Origin of the sequence: Clostridium rectalis (assembly GCF_900626095.1) — a bacterium.
GTDB lineage: Bacteria > Bacillota > Clostridia > Clostridiales > Clostridiaceae > Clostridium_AS > Clostridium_AS rectalis.
Window position 1 is genome coordinate 216,488 of record NZ_UYZZ01000002.1, and the last position, 16,626, is coordinate 233,113.

Sequence of the window (16,626 nt, forward strand, 5' to 3'; positions counted from 1 at the left end):
ATCTTATTTAAATATATTTTATAGCCCCAAAATACATTTAAAATTATACGCATAAACTTAATATTATGACTTTTTCTTATTGTTTATATTAGGATGAAAGAAAAAATATTATAATTTTATAAATATCTTCATTATTACAATTATCCTTTAAAAATAACTGTTTAGTAATTGACCTCCTTGACACAAAATAATCGCTATACCAATAATCAATAATATATTAGAAGCTTTTCGCTTGTTAATTTTTTTATGCCTTAATATTAATCCTAAACCTATTAAACAAAAACCAATAATTATTGTGATAACCCATATATGCTGCAAATTTCCAATATCCGGAATCGAAATTACTTGTGGTATACCTGGCATTATAAATCCTCCTTATCCATTTTTATTATTGTAAATACTAATATAACAATTGATATAATTGCTAATATAATGGATATAATAGGTATGGTAAGTAACCCCTGATTATTTCCTTGTGAGTTTGATATTGCCATAACTATAACCAATGAACTAACAATTACTGAAACACTAGATTTTAACTTGATACCAACAGCTAATGGAATAAATCCTACTACAATTGTTGTGAAAATTGAAATTATATCAATCAGTTTAATATTTAGTGTAAATGAGATTGAAGAACTGTAGATTGATATTATATAAATAACTACATTTTGAAAAAGTATTGAAATAAAATACGCAGATAGTATTAACATGGAAACCAGTATTATTTTTGAAAGAACTAACTGGATTCGCTTATATGGAAAAGAATATAAAAGAGTGATAGTTCGTGATTCATATTCACTAACAATGATTTGAGTTATTAATACTGCTTGCCAAACTATAATTACAGCACGTAGTAGCATCATTGCTAAATCTATAGTACTAAGTGCAAAACTTGGTAACGTAGGTGCCACTGAAGTGGGCCCCGATGATGGATTACTTAACAGCATGTAGGATGTAGAAGCCAAAAATATTACTATAATATTTGAAACAATCAGTGTAAGTAAATACTGGCTTATTTTTATCCTACGAAATTCATTTACAAATAATTTTTTCATTGCATGCCTCCCATTCTTAATAAATTAAAATAATAGTCTTCCAACGAGTTTTCATCAGCTCCAACTTGATCTAGTGAAATTTGAGATAAAATCTTACCTTTATGAATAATACCAACGGTGTCTGCAATTTTTGATATTTCAGATAAAATATGACTTGATATCAAAATTGTTGTTCCAGCCTCACTATTAATCTGTTTCATAAGTTGCCTAAACTCTTTAATCCCATGTGGATCCAACCCATTTATTGGTTCATCAAGTAATAACAATTTTGGATCCGCCAGTAGAGCTCGTCCAATAGCTAACCTCTGTCTCATTCCTAAAGACATTTCTTTGGTAAGCATTTTTTCACAATTTTGCAATCCCACTAACTCTAATATTTTAGGAATTTTAGAATATGAACAATCTAAATAATCACAATATATCATTAAATTTTTATTTACTGAAAGGTGAGTATAAAATACTGGCACTTCTACTATATACCCAATATCTCTATACAAATTTTTAAATCTCTCGTTATTTCCATCCATAGAGTATCCAAAAATTCTAACTTCGCCAGATGTTTTGTGATATAATCCCATTAGTATCTTTATAAATGACGTTTTACCAGCACCATTAGCACCTAAAAAACCATAAATCTCCCCACTTTTAATACTTAAAGATACCTTATCTAAAATATGTTTATCACCTATTTGTTTGCATAGTTTATTTGTCTGAACAGCATAAGACATAGCATCCCCTCCTTATCTTTTTATTACTGTAGTATTATCAAACAATGAATTAATTAAATTATCTAACATAAAATCAAAAAGCTTTATGTGGTCATAACTCTTATCTAAAACATCTTTACTTTGTATTGTAGATAAGAGTGCACTTAATGTTCCTATTGCAAAATCTTCTTCAACTTTAAGAACTAAATTGGCTTTTCTAATCGCCTTTCTAAAAAAATTTACACTATCTACATGTAGCTTTTTTATAATTTCACTATCAATTTTTTTTATTAAAGCAATAAAATCAGGTGTGTTAACTTCATATAAAAACGGAATTTTATCATATTCTCTATATAACATTTTTATGGCTTTTGTATACCCATTAAGAGTAGGCTCTTTTGAAAGAGTCAATTCAAAAAATTGGTAATCTAGCCTTTCCTGAATTCTTATTATAGTTTCAACAAATAAATCTTCCTTTTTATTAAAAAAAGAATAAAAAGTTCCTATGGCAACATCTGCTAAATCACAGATTTCCTTAACGCTGGTCTTTCTATAACCATTTTTCTTCCAACACTCTTCACAAACTAAACATAGCTTATTTCTCAATTCATCTTTACATTGAGAATCAACAATTGTTTTTCTCATTAATTTCTCTCTCCCTTAATCTCTTAAATAGAATATTTATATATGAATATTCTCTTGTGAATATTCTATTTTATATATTCATTTTAACATTTTTTTATTTTATGTCAAGGATATTTTTGAAAAACTATTGACAAAATTCATTCAATTGTTAAAATGAATATATACTTGTGAATATTCATTTTGTAATATTCAATCTTAAGCTTAAGTATCTTAATGTAAAGTTAGATATAATTAACTAATCAAGAATAATATGCTCATGAGCTATTAACAGTTAAAATTTTTATATGACACAAACTCTCTCACTTTAAACTCTCTCACTTTATAATGTCCATTCTTACTACACCACAAACATGTTTTTGAATCTATTAACAATGATAAAAAATTCAAAAACAAATAATAATAAAATAAAGTTTTTCTCACATTTTTTAATATTCATATATATTTACAAAATATATTAAATTACATAAATATATTAAGGAGTTGTATTATGAAAAATCATATTAAAAAAATAATTATTACTTTTACATTAGTGACCTGTGCCGTATGTACAATCATAATGTCCAAAGTTGTGACACCTAACAGTACCCCTAGCACTAAACCCAGTAATAAACCCAGCAATAAATCAAATGATAAAATTAATATTAGTGGTAATAAAAGTAATAGAAGTACTGAAGAAGATGTCCAAAATAAATCCACTAGTGGAGGTGATGAAAAGTTGTTTATAAATATAAATAGTGGTGTTGTAAAGATAATTCCTGGTAATTCTGATGAACCTAAATTTGAATATGATAAATCTTTATGTAGTGTTAATACTCATAAAGATGAGTTTTCAAGAACAATTACTGTTACTTCTAAAAAATCTTTAAATAGCTGGGCAGGCAAAATATGTACAATTTATACTCCAAAAACTATAAAGTCTTTAAAAGTTAACAATGATATTAGTGGTATAACTACAATTTCAGATTTTAATGTAAATTTAGATATAAATGGAAAAGGGATGACTTCACTAAACCTACCTGATAATTTTAGTTCAAATGTTAAAGTTACAACTAAAAATGTTACAAATGTAGTAATCCCAGCCAATATTAATAATGCAACATTTACTTGTACAAACAGAGGATCCGGCCTTATAAAGTTACCCTTTGATGATTATGATTTCTTAATGAAATCCTATAGCAAAGTATTTGGTAACGGACATCAATCTTATTATTTTGAAGCACAGGGACAAGCTATGCTAACAATCTCTTTTTAAATTCTTAAAAATTGAAACCACTTTTCATATAACATGAAAAAAATCGGTGTATACCAATATAATATCCACCGATTTTTTTTATAATACTCTTAGAACAATTATTAATTTATATAATTTTTATTTCCTTTTATTATTTGTGAATTTATTCCACAATCTTAGTATATATCCTCAATTTAATTTTATCATAATTTATAAACTGCATAATCATTTTTGTAATTTTTTAAAATAGATCCTCTGTTAAATCTTTAATAATAATATTGAATTTTCCTGGTCCCCTTATTAAAATTTTTAATGAACTTTAATAATCTTTAGTATATAATCATTTAATAATATATAAAATTTTCCATACTTGAAAATGGAAATATTAATGTAACCTTAGTTCCCTTGTTTACCTGAGAATTAATAGTAATTTTTAAACCTAATTTCGAACAAAGTTTACCGCATAAATACAATCCCATTCCCGTACTTTTACTAAATTTTCTTCCATTTTCACCGGTAAATCCTTTTTCAAAGACCCTATTAATATCTTTCTCTATTATTCCTACTCCATTATCTTCTATAGTTAGTATTACAGAATTAGCCCTTTTTATTGAATATATTTTTATAATTGGTCCTTTACTATTTGAATACTTTATAGAATTTATTATTATCTGATTAATAATAAATTCAACCCACTTTCCATCACTATGAACAATTTTATCAATATCTAATATATCTAATTTTATTTTCTTATGAATAAAATCTCTATAGTTCCTTCTAATTACACTCCTTACTACAAAATCAAGGTTAATTTGTTTTATGATATAATCTTTACTTACATTATTGCTTTTAGAATAATAAAGTACCTGCTCTACAAATCCCTCAATCCTATCCATCTGAAAGTCTATTTTATTAGTTAATTCATTTCTATTATTTTCAATTATTAACTTTATAGAAGCTATAGGTGTTTTAATCTCATGTACCCAAGTCTCTATATATTCTCTATAATCGTTTTGCATTTCCTTATAGTATTTTACATTCTCATGCATATCTCTACTTATCTCTTTAAGTATAAAATTAAGCTTTTCTCCCTCAATAAAATTTGCTTCCTTTATTATTTCTGGAAGTAAATATTTATTATCTAAGTTATCTAATATACTCTGGACTTCATTATAGTAATTCCTATATTTTATAAATTCTAAAGTCATATATGAAACTAATGGTAAAAACCAAATACATAATGCAGATAAAATTATAATTAATCTAACTTTGGCAGCCGCCATTATAACCCCTATAACAATAAATACTAACAAATTACATATTATTACTACCATTTTGTCTTTGATAAATTCACCTATGCTCATGGCATTATATACCCCAGCCCTCTCCTAGTTTCTATTGGATTTTTTATACCTATTTCTTGAAGCTTTTTTCTTAATCTATTTATATTAACAGTTAAGGTACTATCATCTACAAAATAATCTGATTTCCACAGATATTCCATAAGTAAATCTCTTTTTACTATATTGCCCTTATTATTTATTAAATAGGAAAGTATCTTAACCTCATTTTTAGTTAATTCTAATGATTTATCTTTATAAATAACTGTTGCATTTGAAAGGTTTAAATCAAAATCTTTATAGTTTAATATATTATTAGTTTTTAAGTTTCCATAAGTTCTTTTTAATATATTTGTTATCCTGGCTAATAATATCTCCGTGTTATATGGTTTTGTTATAAAATCATCCGCCCCTAAATTTATGCTCATTAATTCATCTATATCACTATCTCTACTTGTAACTATTATAATTGGAACTTCTGAAGTCTTACGTATTTCTCTGCATATATAATAACCATCATAAAGTGGTAGATTTATGTCTAATAATATAAGATCTGCATGTTGGTTTTCAACGTATTTTATTATATTATTAAGATATATAGGCGCCTTTACTTCATATCCATATTTAATTAAAAAATTTTGTAATTCTTCTCTTATAACTTCATCATCCTCAATAATAAGTATTTTCTTCATTAATTACTCTGCCTCCCTAATATAGAATATAAGACTATTAAACTTTGGCACCAAAATCTAATAGCCCTAATGATTATTATAAGATTAAATATTAATTTTTACTATGTTTTTTACTTTTTAATTAATATGTGCATATTTACATAAAGCAAGCTACTACAATTATTGTAAGAAACTATTAAATAAAATATTTATTTTTTCTTTTTTACACCAGGTAAAAGCATCATCAATAGTCCAGTTACCCCATATATAACTTTTCCAATTACTACACTTAGAGGTATGGAAAATACTGGTTCAACTACCTGAAGAGACTCTGGATATTTTGTAAAGAAGTTTCCTCCAAATAAATCCATTGAATACGGTAATGGAATGAGACTTAATAATACCACCCCAGCCATAAGCACAAAAACTACTCCTTGGTGATACTGCCCCCCAAAAGTTCCTAATCCAAGGGTAAACAACATAGCTGGTAACAGTGTTATAATTATTGGGACTAGAAATGCTGAGAAGTTTGTGTAATTAAAATTCACAGCATAGAATAAAAAACTGTAAATAATAGGAACTGAAGAAATTAACCCAAAACCTACAATAATAGTTACAAAGCGTATCACTTGAAACTTAAAGGGGTCAATAGGAGTTGCTTTAGTTAACACCTGTACACCTTTTTCTTGTTTTTGATAAAAAAATGATACAAAAAATAACAGAGTAACAAGCAAAATAGGTAACACTTTAGCTAAGTATGTTCCATAACTCCAGCCAGAGAATGGGGCGGTATTTGCTATTCCAAGAATTATTTGTCCACGCATAATCTCATAACTATATAAAGCAGAAATAATAAGCAATCCTAAGAAAAATTTATTTATAATCAGCCTTTTAAGTTCATATTTAAATATTTTATTCAAGGTTTAATTCCTCCCCTTTTAATTTACAAGCATTTAAAAAATCATCCCATGTAATTTTGGTTTTTGATTTATTTTTATATAATCCGGCCAAAATTTCATCCATTTTATCCTCTCCTCCAACTAACTTTGATGCTTTCAAAATCTGAAGAGGCAATTTTGAGTATAGTCGTAAAGTCCTATCAGTGTCATTAATATCTTGAACATATCTTTTGGGTAATATTTTTAAATATTCTGGATGTCTACTATAAAAATTTTTATTATTTTCCTTTACACGCTCTTTCCATATGTCTACATAATTTTTATGAGCATATTCTTCTCCATAAATTTTCTTCATAGCTCGGTAAGTTGTATAAACAGCAAGGCCTTCAGCTGACCAATTTCTATTATTTCCACCATCACTTACATTTTGCACTCCCCACCATTGATGAGCAAGTTCGTGGGATAGTGTTTCAGCCCCAGATGCACCCTTTGATTTGTCATTTAGATTTTCATCATTAAAACAAAATTCTCCCATGGTACTATGATTTGGATATGCCAATCCTCCTGGAAATAAAGCAGTTTTTTCTACTATTTTTAAAGGTGAATTTTTAGTAACATTATTTAACTTACCATAATGACTAATACAATAATCAATAGTATCCTTCATTACTTTTTCAGCACTTATATTCTTCATAGTGTCCTTATGTTTGCTACTATAATAAAAGTTTATAGGCATTTTTTCATTTCCCAACTGCTTCATAACATAATCACCAGCCATTAAAGAAAAACGAGTCCCCTTAAGATGAACAAACCATGTTTTCTTATCCCCATTCTCTGAAAGTAACTTAGTTGTATCCCCATTTAAGTTTGCTACTGCTTTACCACTTTCATCCTCCTGTGAAGGATCTACTACTGGAATAAGCCCCGCAGGCATTGTAAGTTCGCATACAAGTTCAGAATTTTTCTTGCTACTTTCCACTTTTATATTAGGAATAAAATCACTACTCAAATCTATATATTTTTTGCTAATGTTAGTATCCAAAATATAATCACTTAAAAAATACAGAACTTTAGGTCTTCCTTCATATTGTATAGTGAGTTTAATATCCTTTTCATCAGGTACATTAAATATAATATTATTTTTTATATTATCTATTTTTTTAAATGCAACCTTTTTATCATTTACTATTATTTGCTGAATATTATATCCTGGATTTATTGTAAATCTACATTCCTGTTTATTGTTGCTCAAATTTTCAAGGGAGTATACTCCCTTTGCAAAAAGACTTCCCTTACTTCCATCAAATGAAATTTTCAAATTACTATTTAATAACTTAATCTCTTTATTTACTTTGTCAGTAATATGGTTTGAATCGTCATTAATCATTTCAATAATTCCTTCTTTAGATACCAGAAAAACATCAGGTTGATTCATAAAAGCATAGCATCCACCAGCAATCATTGCTACAGCCAGTATGGGAATATACACTTTTCTAGAATTATAAAAAATAGAAGCAAATATCCTCTTTCCATAACATCGTACACTTAATAACCCAATTAACCACAAACCACCAAATATTAAAAACCAAAACAGTCTATTATGCTTCATTAAACGAAAAATTTGTGCATTACTAAAATAATCTGAAAGCGCTGGAACTGAGGGTTTTATCCAATGCAATATATTCCCAATAGGTAAATCCCTAATTAAATTTGGCAGCATTATTAGAATAAATGCTCCCATACTAAGGTCTACACGGTAAAAAATCTGATAAAATGCAGAAGCTACTAAAATCGATAGCAGTATAGATGGAAGTATCAAAAGAAAAAAGCTGTTTAAATAAGTATATCTATCAAAAACATTACCCATCTTTATAACTGTATATGGATAATAAAGTAGTGAAGTAATAAAAACAGTTACCGTAGCTAATATTCCCAAAGTAAATAATCTGACCACATTTAGCACCAATGGGGATACAATACTATTTGTTAATCCTTCAGTTTCATATTTGTGTACCCTATGAAATTCTAACAGTGTTAATATTGCAAATAAAATTCCTCCTCCTACTGCTCCGGCAATAGTTGGGTTTCCAATAAATTGGCCACATAAGGTTTCATTAAGCATACCCTCATTGTAAAATTTATATCCTGCCATTGGTGAAAGCATAGTCAATATCATAATTAAATAAACAATTTTTGAATGGAAGATACGATTTAATTCCACTCTTAGATAAGAAAAGAACTTCATAACTATTTCACCTCTTTCCTCATAATAAGATACATGTAAGCGTCCTCTAAAGTAGGCTCCACAGTTTTTGCAAAATCTGGAAGTGATTCTGCTACAATACGACAAGCAATACCACGGGCTGTGTTAACTCTTGACGTTATCTTATATTGTTGATTTACCTTTTCTTCTGTTTTTTCTTCAAATACTCCAACATGATTGTGTGCTAAAAGGATCAGTTCCTCTGGTGTACCTGTAAACAAAATTTGACCATGATTAATAACAATCAGTCTATCACATACTGATTGTACATCTTCAATTATATGGGTAGATAATAACACTATCTTATCCTGTGCAGTTTTGGAAAATAAATTACGAAAATTAATACGTTCCTCTGGATCAAGTCCAACTGTTGGTTCATCAAAAATTAATAATTCAGGATTACTCATAAGGGCTTGGGCAATACCTACACGTTGCCTTTGGCCACCAGACAAAGTGGAAATTCGTGATTTACGTTTTTCTATCAAATTTGTCTTCTCAATAACATTTTTAATAACCTTCTTACTATTTTTAATTCCTTTTAACGCTGCCATATAATCTAAAAACTGCCAAACGGTAAGTTCATCATAAAGTCCAAAAGATTGTGGCAGATATCCTAGACTTGCTTTTAGGTTTTTTTCGTTTTTAAGCAAAGGCTCACCATCTATAATAATTTCTCCACTAGTTGGTATCAATTCTGCTACAAGTAGCTTCATAAGTGTGGATTTCCCTGCTCCATTAGGTCCCAAAAGTCCAATAAAACTTGGACTTTCTATTTGCAATGAGACATCCTTTAATGCGTGTTTACCAGTTTTATATGTCATATTTAAATTTTCAACTGAAATTTTCATATATTTATCATCCTTTCATATGTCTTATAAAATATTTCAATATTTTAAATAAAAAACTTAGATATTCCTTTTTACTATATTTTTATATCCAGTATATGTTACATAGAAATAACCTGTATAAACTACACTAAATATTAAAGCTGTTATTAAGGCAGAAAAGCTAATATCAATTTTTGTAAATACACTTATATAATCACTGACTACATTAATTCCAATCACTGAATGAATTAACGCAAGAATCATTGGTATGTTAAAACATATAAGTGTTTGAAAGAAAATTGTTTTATCTATCATTTTTGAATTTGCACCAATCCTCTTTAAAGCTTTATATCTTTCTATACTGTCATTGGCCTCCGATAACTGTTGAAGAGCCAATACAGCCATACTAGTTATTAAAAATACTAATCCTAAATATATTCCAACAAATAATATGGATGTTGTTGCTCCCTTACTGGTAGAGTAAATGTCATCCTTTGAATAAGAACTCATATATGAAATATTTAAACTTTTATACTTACCATCTTTATAGTTATTATTTATTTCACTATATTTTTTATTATTTTTTTCTCTATTTTTATCTGAATACATTACATTAAGCAGGGAATATGCAATTTTATCGTAGTCATATAAAAATTCATCGCTTATAATTACTGTAAAAACATTATCTGCAAAAATATAAGTAGCAAGATTTTCATCTATTATTTTATTATTTTTTACTAAATACTCTTTTCCCTTTATATAAAATTTTCTACTACTTTTTAGCTTTTCATTAGTCTGCTTAATAATGTTATTATCATTAGACATAATTAGAATCTCATTTTTATTTAAATTTACTTCTTTTTTCCCTTTTAGTTTCAGTATTTTATTATAATCAGATATTTTAACAAAAGATACTTCACCATCTTTATAATCTTTATCTGTGATAGATAACAAACTATCTATCTTTATTCCTGAAAGATATTTATTACAAGTTGCATATTCTTCATTTTTACTCCTTTTAAATTTAATTTTATCTAATATCTCCTCTAAATTGTCTTCCTTACTATTATTTGATATTCTTATACTAGCATCAAAAGGTGCTTTTATTTTTAGCCCCTCTTCTAGACCCTTCTTAAAGCTTATTCCTGTTGATAATACAAGTATTGTAATAAATAGCATTAAACAAATCAAAGACATGGATAAAAAATTTGTATTAATCTTACTATTTATTTGCTTTACCAGAAATATATTTAGTCCTTTAAAATATATCCTTTTGTTTTTATTTACTACATATAATATAACTCCGGCTAAACTGAAGAAAAACAGCATAGTACCTAGTATTACAAACACTATGGATAGCTTAAACATAGGATCTCTTAAATTTAACCCTATTTTCAATATAAATTTATATGAAAAACCAAGTAATACTACACATAAAATAAATGTTAATAAATATATAAATGTATTTTTAAATTTTATATATTCATTTTTTCTACCTGCTGTTAACAAATCAATTATTTTATATTTGGATATAACAAATATATTAAACATCATAACCAGTAAAAACATTATTACAAAGTATAGTATAGTTTTACCTATAGCTTTTGTTGAAATAGCAAATGTATATTCATTTATAGAAACCTCAAATAATTTTAATGCAAAAAGGGATACCCCCTGTGATACTCCCATTCCTATTATAATGCCTGTAATTAAGGATATAATTCCTACTATAGAGGTCTCTGTTACTAAGATTTTAGATATTTTTCTTTTCCCCATACCTAAAATCATATATATTCCCAATTCTTTTTTGCGTTTTTTTATCAAAAAATTATTTGCATATAGTATTAAACTTCCTAAAATTATAGATACAAATACGGATATAAAAGACATAAAATCCATTAATTTAAATACATAATTTCCATCTGAAGACTTTAAATCAGTAAGTGCCTTTTGTGAGTCTAAAGAATTAAAGCTATAAAATATACAAACAGCTAATATCAACGTTAAAAAATATATAGTATAATCCTTATAACTCTTTTTTATATTTTTAAGAGCTATCTTAGAATACATTTCTATCATCGCCTCCAAGAAGAGATGTAACTTCTATGATTTTATTAAGAAATTCTTTTCTAGTATCCTTACCTCTAATCAATTCATTAAAGATCCTGCCATCTTTTATAAAAAGAATTCTATGAGCATAACTAGCTGTAAAAGTATCATGGGTTACCATTAAAATAGTAGCCTTTAATTCTTTATTTAGACTAACAAATTTTTCAAGTAATAATCTAGATGATTTAGAATCTAGAGCACCTGTTGGCTCATCTGCTAAAATTAAAGATGGATCAGTTACTATTGCTCTTGCTGAAGCAACTCTTTGTTTTTCTCCACCTGACATTTGATATGGATATTTATCTAATACCTTTTCAATTTCTAGATATTTTGCCACTAATTTAATTTTACCCTGTATTTCAAAACTCTTCTCGCCCTTTATTGTTAATGCTAAAGCAATGTTTTCATAAGCTGTAAGAGTATCTATTAAATTAAAATCCTGAAATATGAACCCTAACTCATTTTGTCTAAAGTTATCTAATGATTTTGATTTTAACCTGGTAATATCCTTATTATTTAATATTATTTTACCAGTGGTAACATTATCAATAGTTGATATACAATTAAGTAAAGTAGTTTTACCACTTCCCGAAGGGCCCATTATACCAACAAATTCTCCGTTATCTACCCTAAAACTTATATTATCTATAACCTTTGTTACATTGTCCTTATTTCCATAATACTTCTCAATTTTTTCTACATTTAATAGCATTGCCATTATAGTTCTCCCTTTTTTATTTAAATAAAATTTTTTATCTTTCCTTTTGTAATTCATTTTATACAATTTTACTCATTCCATCAATTGAAGTATGTTTCATTAATGTTACATTTTTGTTATGTATTAAACATACTCTAATTAAAATACAGTAACAACTTATATATGAATTAAAGTTTATTATTAAAATAAAAAGTAAGCATTTTAACTATTAAATGCTTACTTTAATAACATTGTATAATTTTTGTTCCTACTTTTGTATTTTATAATTTCCCTAACCCGCCTTAATCTGTTTTAACCTTTTCATAATATTATTTGTACCTTTTCCAAAGTAATTATGAAGATTTAAGTATTCTTTATATAAGTTATTATATATGATTACGTTTTCTTTAATAGGTTTAAATGTTTCATTTTTAATTTTACCTAAATTTCTTGCCACTTCATTAGCATTTTCATATCCAGTAATTTTTTTATTATCTGCTGCAGTTCCTAAAATAGCACTTCCTAAAGCCCCTGATTGGTTTGTGTCTATAACTTTTATTTCCATATCACATACATCTGAATATATTTGAACTAACATAGAGTTTTTTAATGGTATCCCACCTGCAACATATAATTCGTTAACTTCAACATTATGATACTGAAACTGTTCTATAATAGCGCTAGTTCCAAAAGCAGTTGCTTCTATGTATCTTTCCATGCATATAATGTTTTATACTTAAACATATTCAACATTATATTTATAAGACCAAGGGGCTATCTTAAAACTATATTTAAGACAGCCCCTAAAGTATAAACCCTTGCATAAAAACGCCTATATTTTTATAAAAACTTTCCTGTTTTTATATTATATTTGCTTATTTTATTATAAAACCTTTTAAATATTATTAATAATATACTTTTTTATAGCCTTTATATTTAATATTTGCTTATATTTTCAAAGAAATTTTCACCTTTATTTTAGCTCCATTTTCCATTGATATTTCCCCATTATGTTCTTTAACTATTTCTTTACATAAATATAACCCAAGTCCTCTGCTATCCTTACTAACACCATTATTAGTTTTTATAAAGGGTTCAAAGATATTATTAAATATTTCCTTTGAAATTGGATTACTATTATTTACTACTTCTATATGATATTTATTATTTAGTACATAGGAATTAACATATATTTTATTATCTCCCTCTGAATATTTAATAGCATTATCAATTATATTAATCATGACCTGTTTAATCTTATCTTCCTGTACCCAAATAGTTCCTTCACTTATATTTTGTAATATCTTTAAAGAGTACTTATTTGCCTTTATATTCATATCGTTACAAATTTGTATAATAAGTCTTTTCATATTAACTTCCTTAAACTCCTCTTTTACAACATACATACCCTTTGATACCTCTATAAGCTGTAGTACTAACTTATGCAATCTATCGCTTTCTGAGTATATTCTTTTGATAGCCCTTTTATCAAACTCTTTATCATCAATCATTCCAGTAAGCAATAACTCAGCATAACCTGATATAGCTGTTAGAGGGGTTTTAAGTTCATGGGTTACACTATTAAAAAATTCTCGTCTCCCTTTTTCTAACTTATAAACCTTCTCTTTCTCCTGTTCTATAGTCTCTATTTGTTCCTTTATTTTAGCTCTCATATTAATAAATTCTCTTTTTAATATTGCAACCTCATCTTTACCATGATCATCTTTATGATTCTCATCTATATATATACTGTATTCCCCATTTCCCAATCTTTTTATTGCGTCAGTTAATTTACTAATGGGTTCAGTAATTTTTGTTGTTCTTAAAAATAAGAATATAAATATAACTATAAATATTCCAATTTCTATAATATTTATTATATTAATAGTTCTTTTATAGGTAGCATACTCCCAGTCATATTCCTTTATTATATTTATAATTCCTATATATCTGTCTTCAATATATATAGGGTAAGTTAGAATAGCAGTTACTTCATCCCCTTTATATTTTAAATCTGCTACTGCTTTACCTTCCGTAGCCATTTCACTACTTTTTTTTGTAACGTTTCTATACTCTTTTTCAATGTTACCCTCTACTAATTTAAAATTCATATCCTTTATATCACATTTACACTTATAATTTAATGATATATATCTTATAATATAATTTCCTTCTTCCACTAATGATTCCCTTTTATCTTTAGAGCTATTAGTCAATAGCTTGTATCTTATATACTCATGGGTACTATTCATTACCTGTTTTAATGAATTATTTATAGTTTTTTCCATATTAGAATTTAAAACATTAGTTATTGTTACATTCATAACTACTACTGAAACTATTAATATAAAAGTCAATCCAAGTATTAATTTATATCTTATTTTCATAAAGTTTACCTCATTACATAGCCTATTCCAAAAACCGTATCTATAATAGATAATGCATTTTTTTTATTCAATTTGCTTCTTAATCTCCTAACATGAACATCTACAGTTCTTAAGTCTCCCTCATAATCTACACCCCAAACCTGATCTAATATCTGCTCACGGGAAAAAACCTTATTTCTATTTATTATAAAAAACTCCAGTAATTCATATTCCTGTGGTTTAAGTTTAATTTCTTCATTGTCTTTAAAGACCATTCTTGCCTCTAGATTAACTTTAATAAATTTATTTATTTCTATAAATGATTCCTCTGATTTGTCTTTGTATTTATTAACCCTTCTAATTGCAACCTTTACCCTGGTTAATACCTCCTTTATATTAAAAGGTTTAGTAATGTAATCATCAGCACCTAACTCAAGTCCCAAAACTTTATCAACTATATCATTACGTGCAGTTAACATAATTATTGGTATAGTAAATTTACTATTTATATACTTGCATAAATCAAAACCACTTTCATCTGGTAAATTTATATCTAATAATATTAAGTGAGGATTGAAAGTATCTAATACATTTTTTGCATCCTTTCCAGAAAATACTCCTTTTACTATATATCCATCAGCCCTTAATGCAGACACTAAAATATCATTTATAGATAATTCATCCTCTACAACTAAAACCTTAAATTCCATTAAAAAATCTCCTTATTCATAATATTACTTATAATTTATATTTTGTCCAAATAATATTATACATCTATTAAGGAATAAATTGCTGTTCTATTTTAACTACAACATCATTTTCTAAATATATGTGGCATAAAAATCCTTTATATCTTGGTCTATCTCCCATATCCATAGTTTTAAATTTTTCATAGCTTACCTTTTGTTGATCTATAGTATCCATATTAACAAAAAATCCACAAACAGATAACTGTGCGTTTTTAGATATTTCATAAGTTTTCAAGCTTTTATCCTTATTTCTAATATAATATCCATTAGGTATTCTCCCATTAGAATCTTTATTTTCAAAAATAGATAGATCTACGCCATCTTTTATAGCTTCTTTTTCTGCAATTCTATCATTAGCATCCTTATTTAAGAAAAATTCTATTTCATCAAATTTTAAATATCTTTTACCATTCTCTTCAAATACCCTGCTAATACCACCAATTTTCTTTACTTTTTCAATGTTTAAAACTAATAAATTTAATTGGACAGCTCTATCATATTTATCTATTTTACCTTCATACTTTATATTTCCTAACTTACTTGTATCTACTGTATTAATATTCCAAGTTACATTTACTTCTTTATCTTCATTATTTATTTTTGCTTTAATTTTATTTGGTAATTTATATTCATCATTTTGATATACAGAATCAGATAATTTAGTAACCTGAAATTTATATTTTATTTCTTTTAATAGCTTTGTCATATTATCACTATCTACACCATTACTTATAGCTAATTTTATTATGCTATATGCATCATCTACTCTTTGTTTTTCCATATATCTGTTTTTTATTTCTATATATGCCCCCTTATTTGATTTGTCCATAGAAATTGCTTTTTCAAAACTACTTTTAGCATCATCATATTTCCTATTCTCTAATAAGTTAATTCCATCAGTAATTAATTTTTTTGTCTCATTTTCTTGCATTGTCACTTCTTGTTTTACATTATCTGCTAAAATGCTGCTTTTCTGTTTATCACTACAACCCATAACATTTAACATAGTCATTATCCCTAATACTAAAATTACTTTTTTTTTCTGCATATTTTATCTCTCCTTA

16 protein-coding genes are annotated in these 16,626 nt (G+C 26.7%); 1 reads left to right on the forward strand and 15 read right to left on the reverse strand.

The window, feature by feature from the left end; all coding sequences use genetic code 11:
* Positions 1 to 147 precede the first annotated feature (147 nt).
* The 4 genes from EJL03_RS03715 to EJL03_RS03730 are packed head-to-tail and all read right to left on the reverse strand — an operon-like array spanning position 148 to position 2,410.
* Entirely contained in the window at positions 148 to 363 is a 216-nt protein-coding gene (locus tag EJL03_RS03715; protein ID WP_125152629.1) for a hypothetical protein, read from the reverse strand.
* The gene (locus tag EJL03_RS03720; RefSeq protein ID WP_125152630.1) at positions 363 to 1,058 is read right to left on the reverse strand and encodes a hypothetical protein; all 696 of its coding nucleotides are present in this window, start codon (positions 1,056 to 1,058) and stop codon (positions 363 to 365) included. Before EJL03_RS03720 ends, EJL03_RS03715 begins: the two co-directional genes overlap by 1 nt.
* Positions 1,055 to 1,786 (reverse strand): ABC transporter ATP-binding protein, encoded by a 732-nt coding sequence (locus tag EJL03_RS03725; protein WP_125152631.1) that lies wholly within the window; start codon positions 1,784 to 1,786, stop codon positions 1,055 to 1,057. Before EJL03_RS03725 ends, EJL03_RS03720 begins: the two co-directional genes overlap by 4 nt.
* Positions 1,787 to 1,798: 12 nt before the next feature.
* Positions 1,799 to 2,410: a TetR/AcrR family transcriptional regulator gene (locus tag EJL03_RS03730; protein WP_125152632.1), complete on the reverse strand. Its 612-nt coding sequence runs from the start codon at positions 2,408 to 2,410 to the stop codon at positions 1,799 to 1,801.
* A 487-nt stretch (positions 2,411 to 2,897) separates the two neighbouring features.
* Between EJL03_RS03730 and EJL03_RS03735 the strand changes: the two genes are divergently transcribed.
* Positions 2,898 to 3,662, forward strand: a complete 765-nt coding sequence (locus EJL03_RS03735) for a hypothetical protein (RefSeq protein ID WP_125152633.1) — start codon at positions 2,898 to 2,900, stop codon at positions 3,660 to 3,662.
* Positions 3,663 to 3,985: 323 nt separating this feature from the next.
* Here the strand turns inward: EJL03_RS03735 and EJL03_RS03740 are convergent, their stop codons facing one another.
* From EJL03_RS03740 to EJL03_RS03790, 11 genes are all read right to left on the reverse strand, one after another.
* Positions 3,986 to 5,005, reverse strand: a complete 1,020-nt coding sequence (locus EJL03_RS03740; protein ID WP_125152634.1) for a sensor histidine kinase — start codon at positions 5,003 to 5,005, stop codon at positions 3,986 to 3,988.
* Positions 5,002 to 5,673 (reverse strand): response regulator transcription factor, encoded by a 672-nt coding sequence (locus EJL03_RS03745; protein ID WP_125152635.1) that lies wholly within the window; start codon positions 5,671 to 5,673, stop codon positions 5,002 to 5,004. Before EJL03_RS03745 ends, EJL03_RS03740 begins: the two co-directional genes overlap by 4 nt.
* A gap of 188 nt (positions 5,674 to 5,861) precedes the next feature.
* Positions 5,862 to 6,572, reverse strand: coding sequence for a hypothetical protein (locus EJL03_RS03750; protein ID WP_125152636.1), 711 nt, complete (start codon positions 6,570 to 6,572; stop codon positions 5,862 to 5,864).
* On the reverse strand, positions 6,565 to 8,727 hold the full coding sequence (locus EJL03_RS03755) for a M1 family aminopeptidase (protein WP_243108651.1): 2,163 nt from the start codon (positions 8,725 to 8,727) through the stop codon (positions 6,565 to 6,567). The genes EJL03_RS03750 and EJL03_RS03755 overlap by 8 nt, the downstream gene beginning before the upstream one ends.
* 71 nt (positions 8,728 to 8,798) lie before the next feature.
* Positions 8,799 to 9,662, reverse strand: a complete 864-nt coding sequence (locus EJL03_RS03760) for an ABC transporter ATP-binding protein (RefSeq protein ID WP_125152638.1) — start codon at positions 9,660 to 9,662, stop codon at positions 8,799 to 8,801.
* Positions 9,663 to 9,719: 57 nt separating this feature from the next.
* Positions 9,720 to 11,711, reverse strand: a complete 1,992-nt coding sequence (locus EJL03_RS03765; RefSeq protein ID WP_125152639.1) for an ABC transporter permease — start codon at positions 11,709 to 11,711, stop codon at positions 9,720 to 9,722.
* Positions 11,701 to 12,468, reverse strand: a complete 768-nt coding sequence (locus EJL03_RS03770) for an ABC transporter ATP-binding protein (protein ID WP_125152640.1) — start codon at positions 12,466 to 12,468, stop codon at positions 11,701 to 11,703. Before EJL03_RS03770 ends, EJL03_RS03765 begins: the two co-directional genes overlap by 11 nt.
* 271 nt (positions 12,469 to 12,739) lie before the next feature.
* Positions 12,740 to 13,165 (reverse strand): FGGY-family carbohydrate kinase, encoded by a 426-nt coding sequence (locus EJL03_RS03775; protein ID WP_125152641.1) that lies wholly within the window; start codon positions 13,163 to 13,165, stop codon positions 12,740 to 12,742.
* 229 nt (positions 13,166 to 13,394) lie between these two features.
* A complete protein-coding gene (locus EJL03_RS03780) occupies positions 13,395 to 14,834 on the reverse strand; it encodes a sensor histidine kinase (RefSeq protein WP_125152642.1) in 1,440 nt (479 codons plus the stop codon).
* A 5-nt stretch (positions 14,835 to 14,839) separates the two neighbouring features.
* Positions 14,840 to 15,523 carry a response regulator transcription factor gene (locus EJL03_RS03785; RefSeq protein ID WP_125152643.1) on the reverse strand — a complete coding sequence of 228 codons (684 nt, stop codon included), beginning with the start codon at positions 15,521 to 15,523 and terminating at the stop codon, positions 14,840 to 14,842.
* A 67-nt stretch (positions 15,524 to 15,590) separates the two neighbouring features.
* Positions 15,591 to 16,610, reverse strand: a complete 1,020-nt coding sequence (locus EJL03_RS03790) for a tetratricopeptide repeat protein (RefSeq protein ID WP_125152644.1) — start codon at positions 16,608 to 16,610, stop codon at positions 15,591 to 15,593.
* Positions 16,611 to 16,626 lie beyond the last annotated feature (16 nt).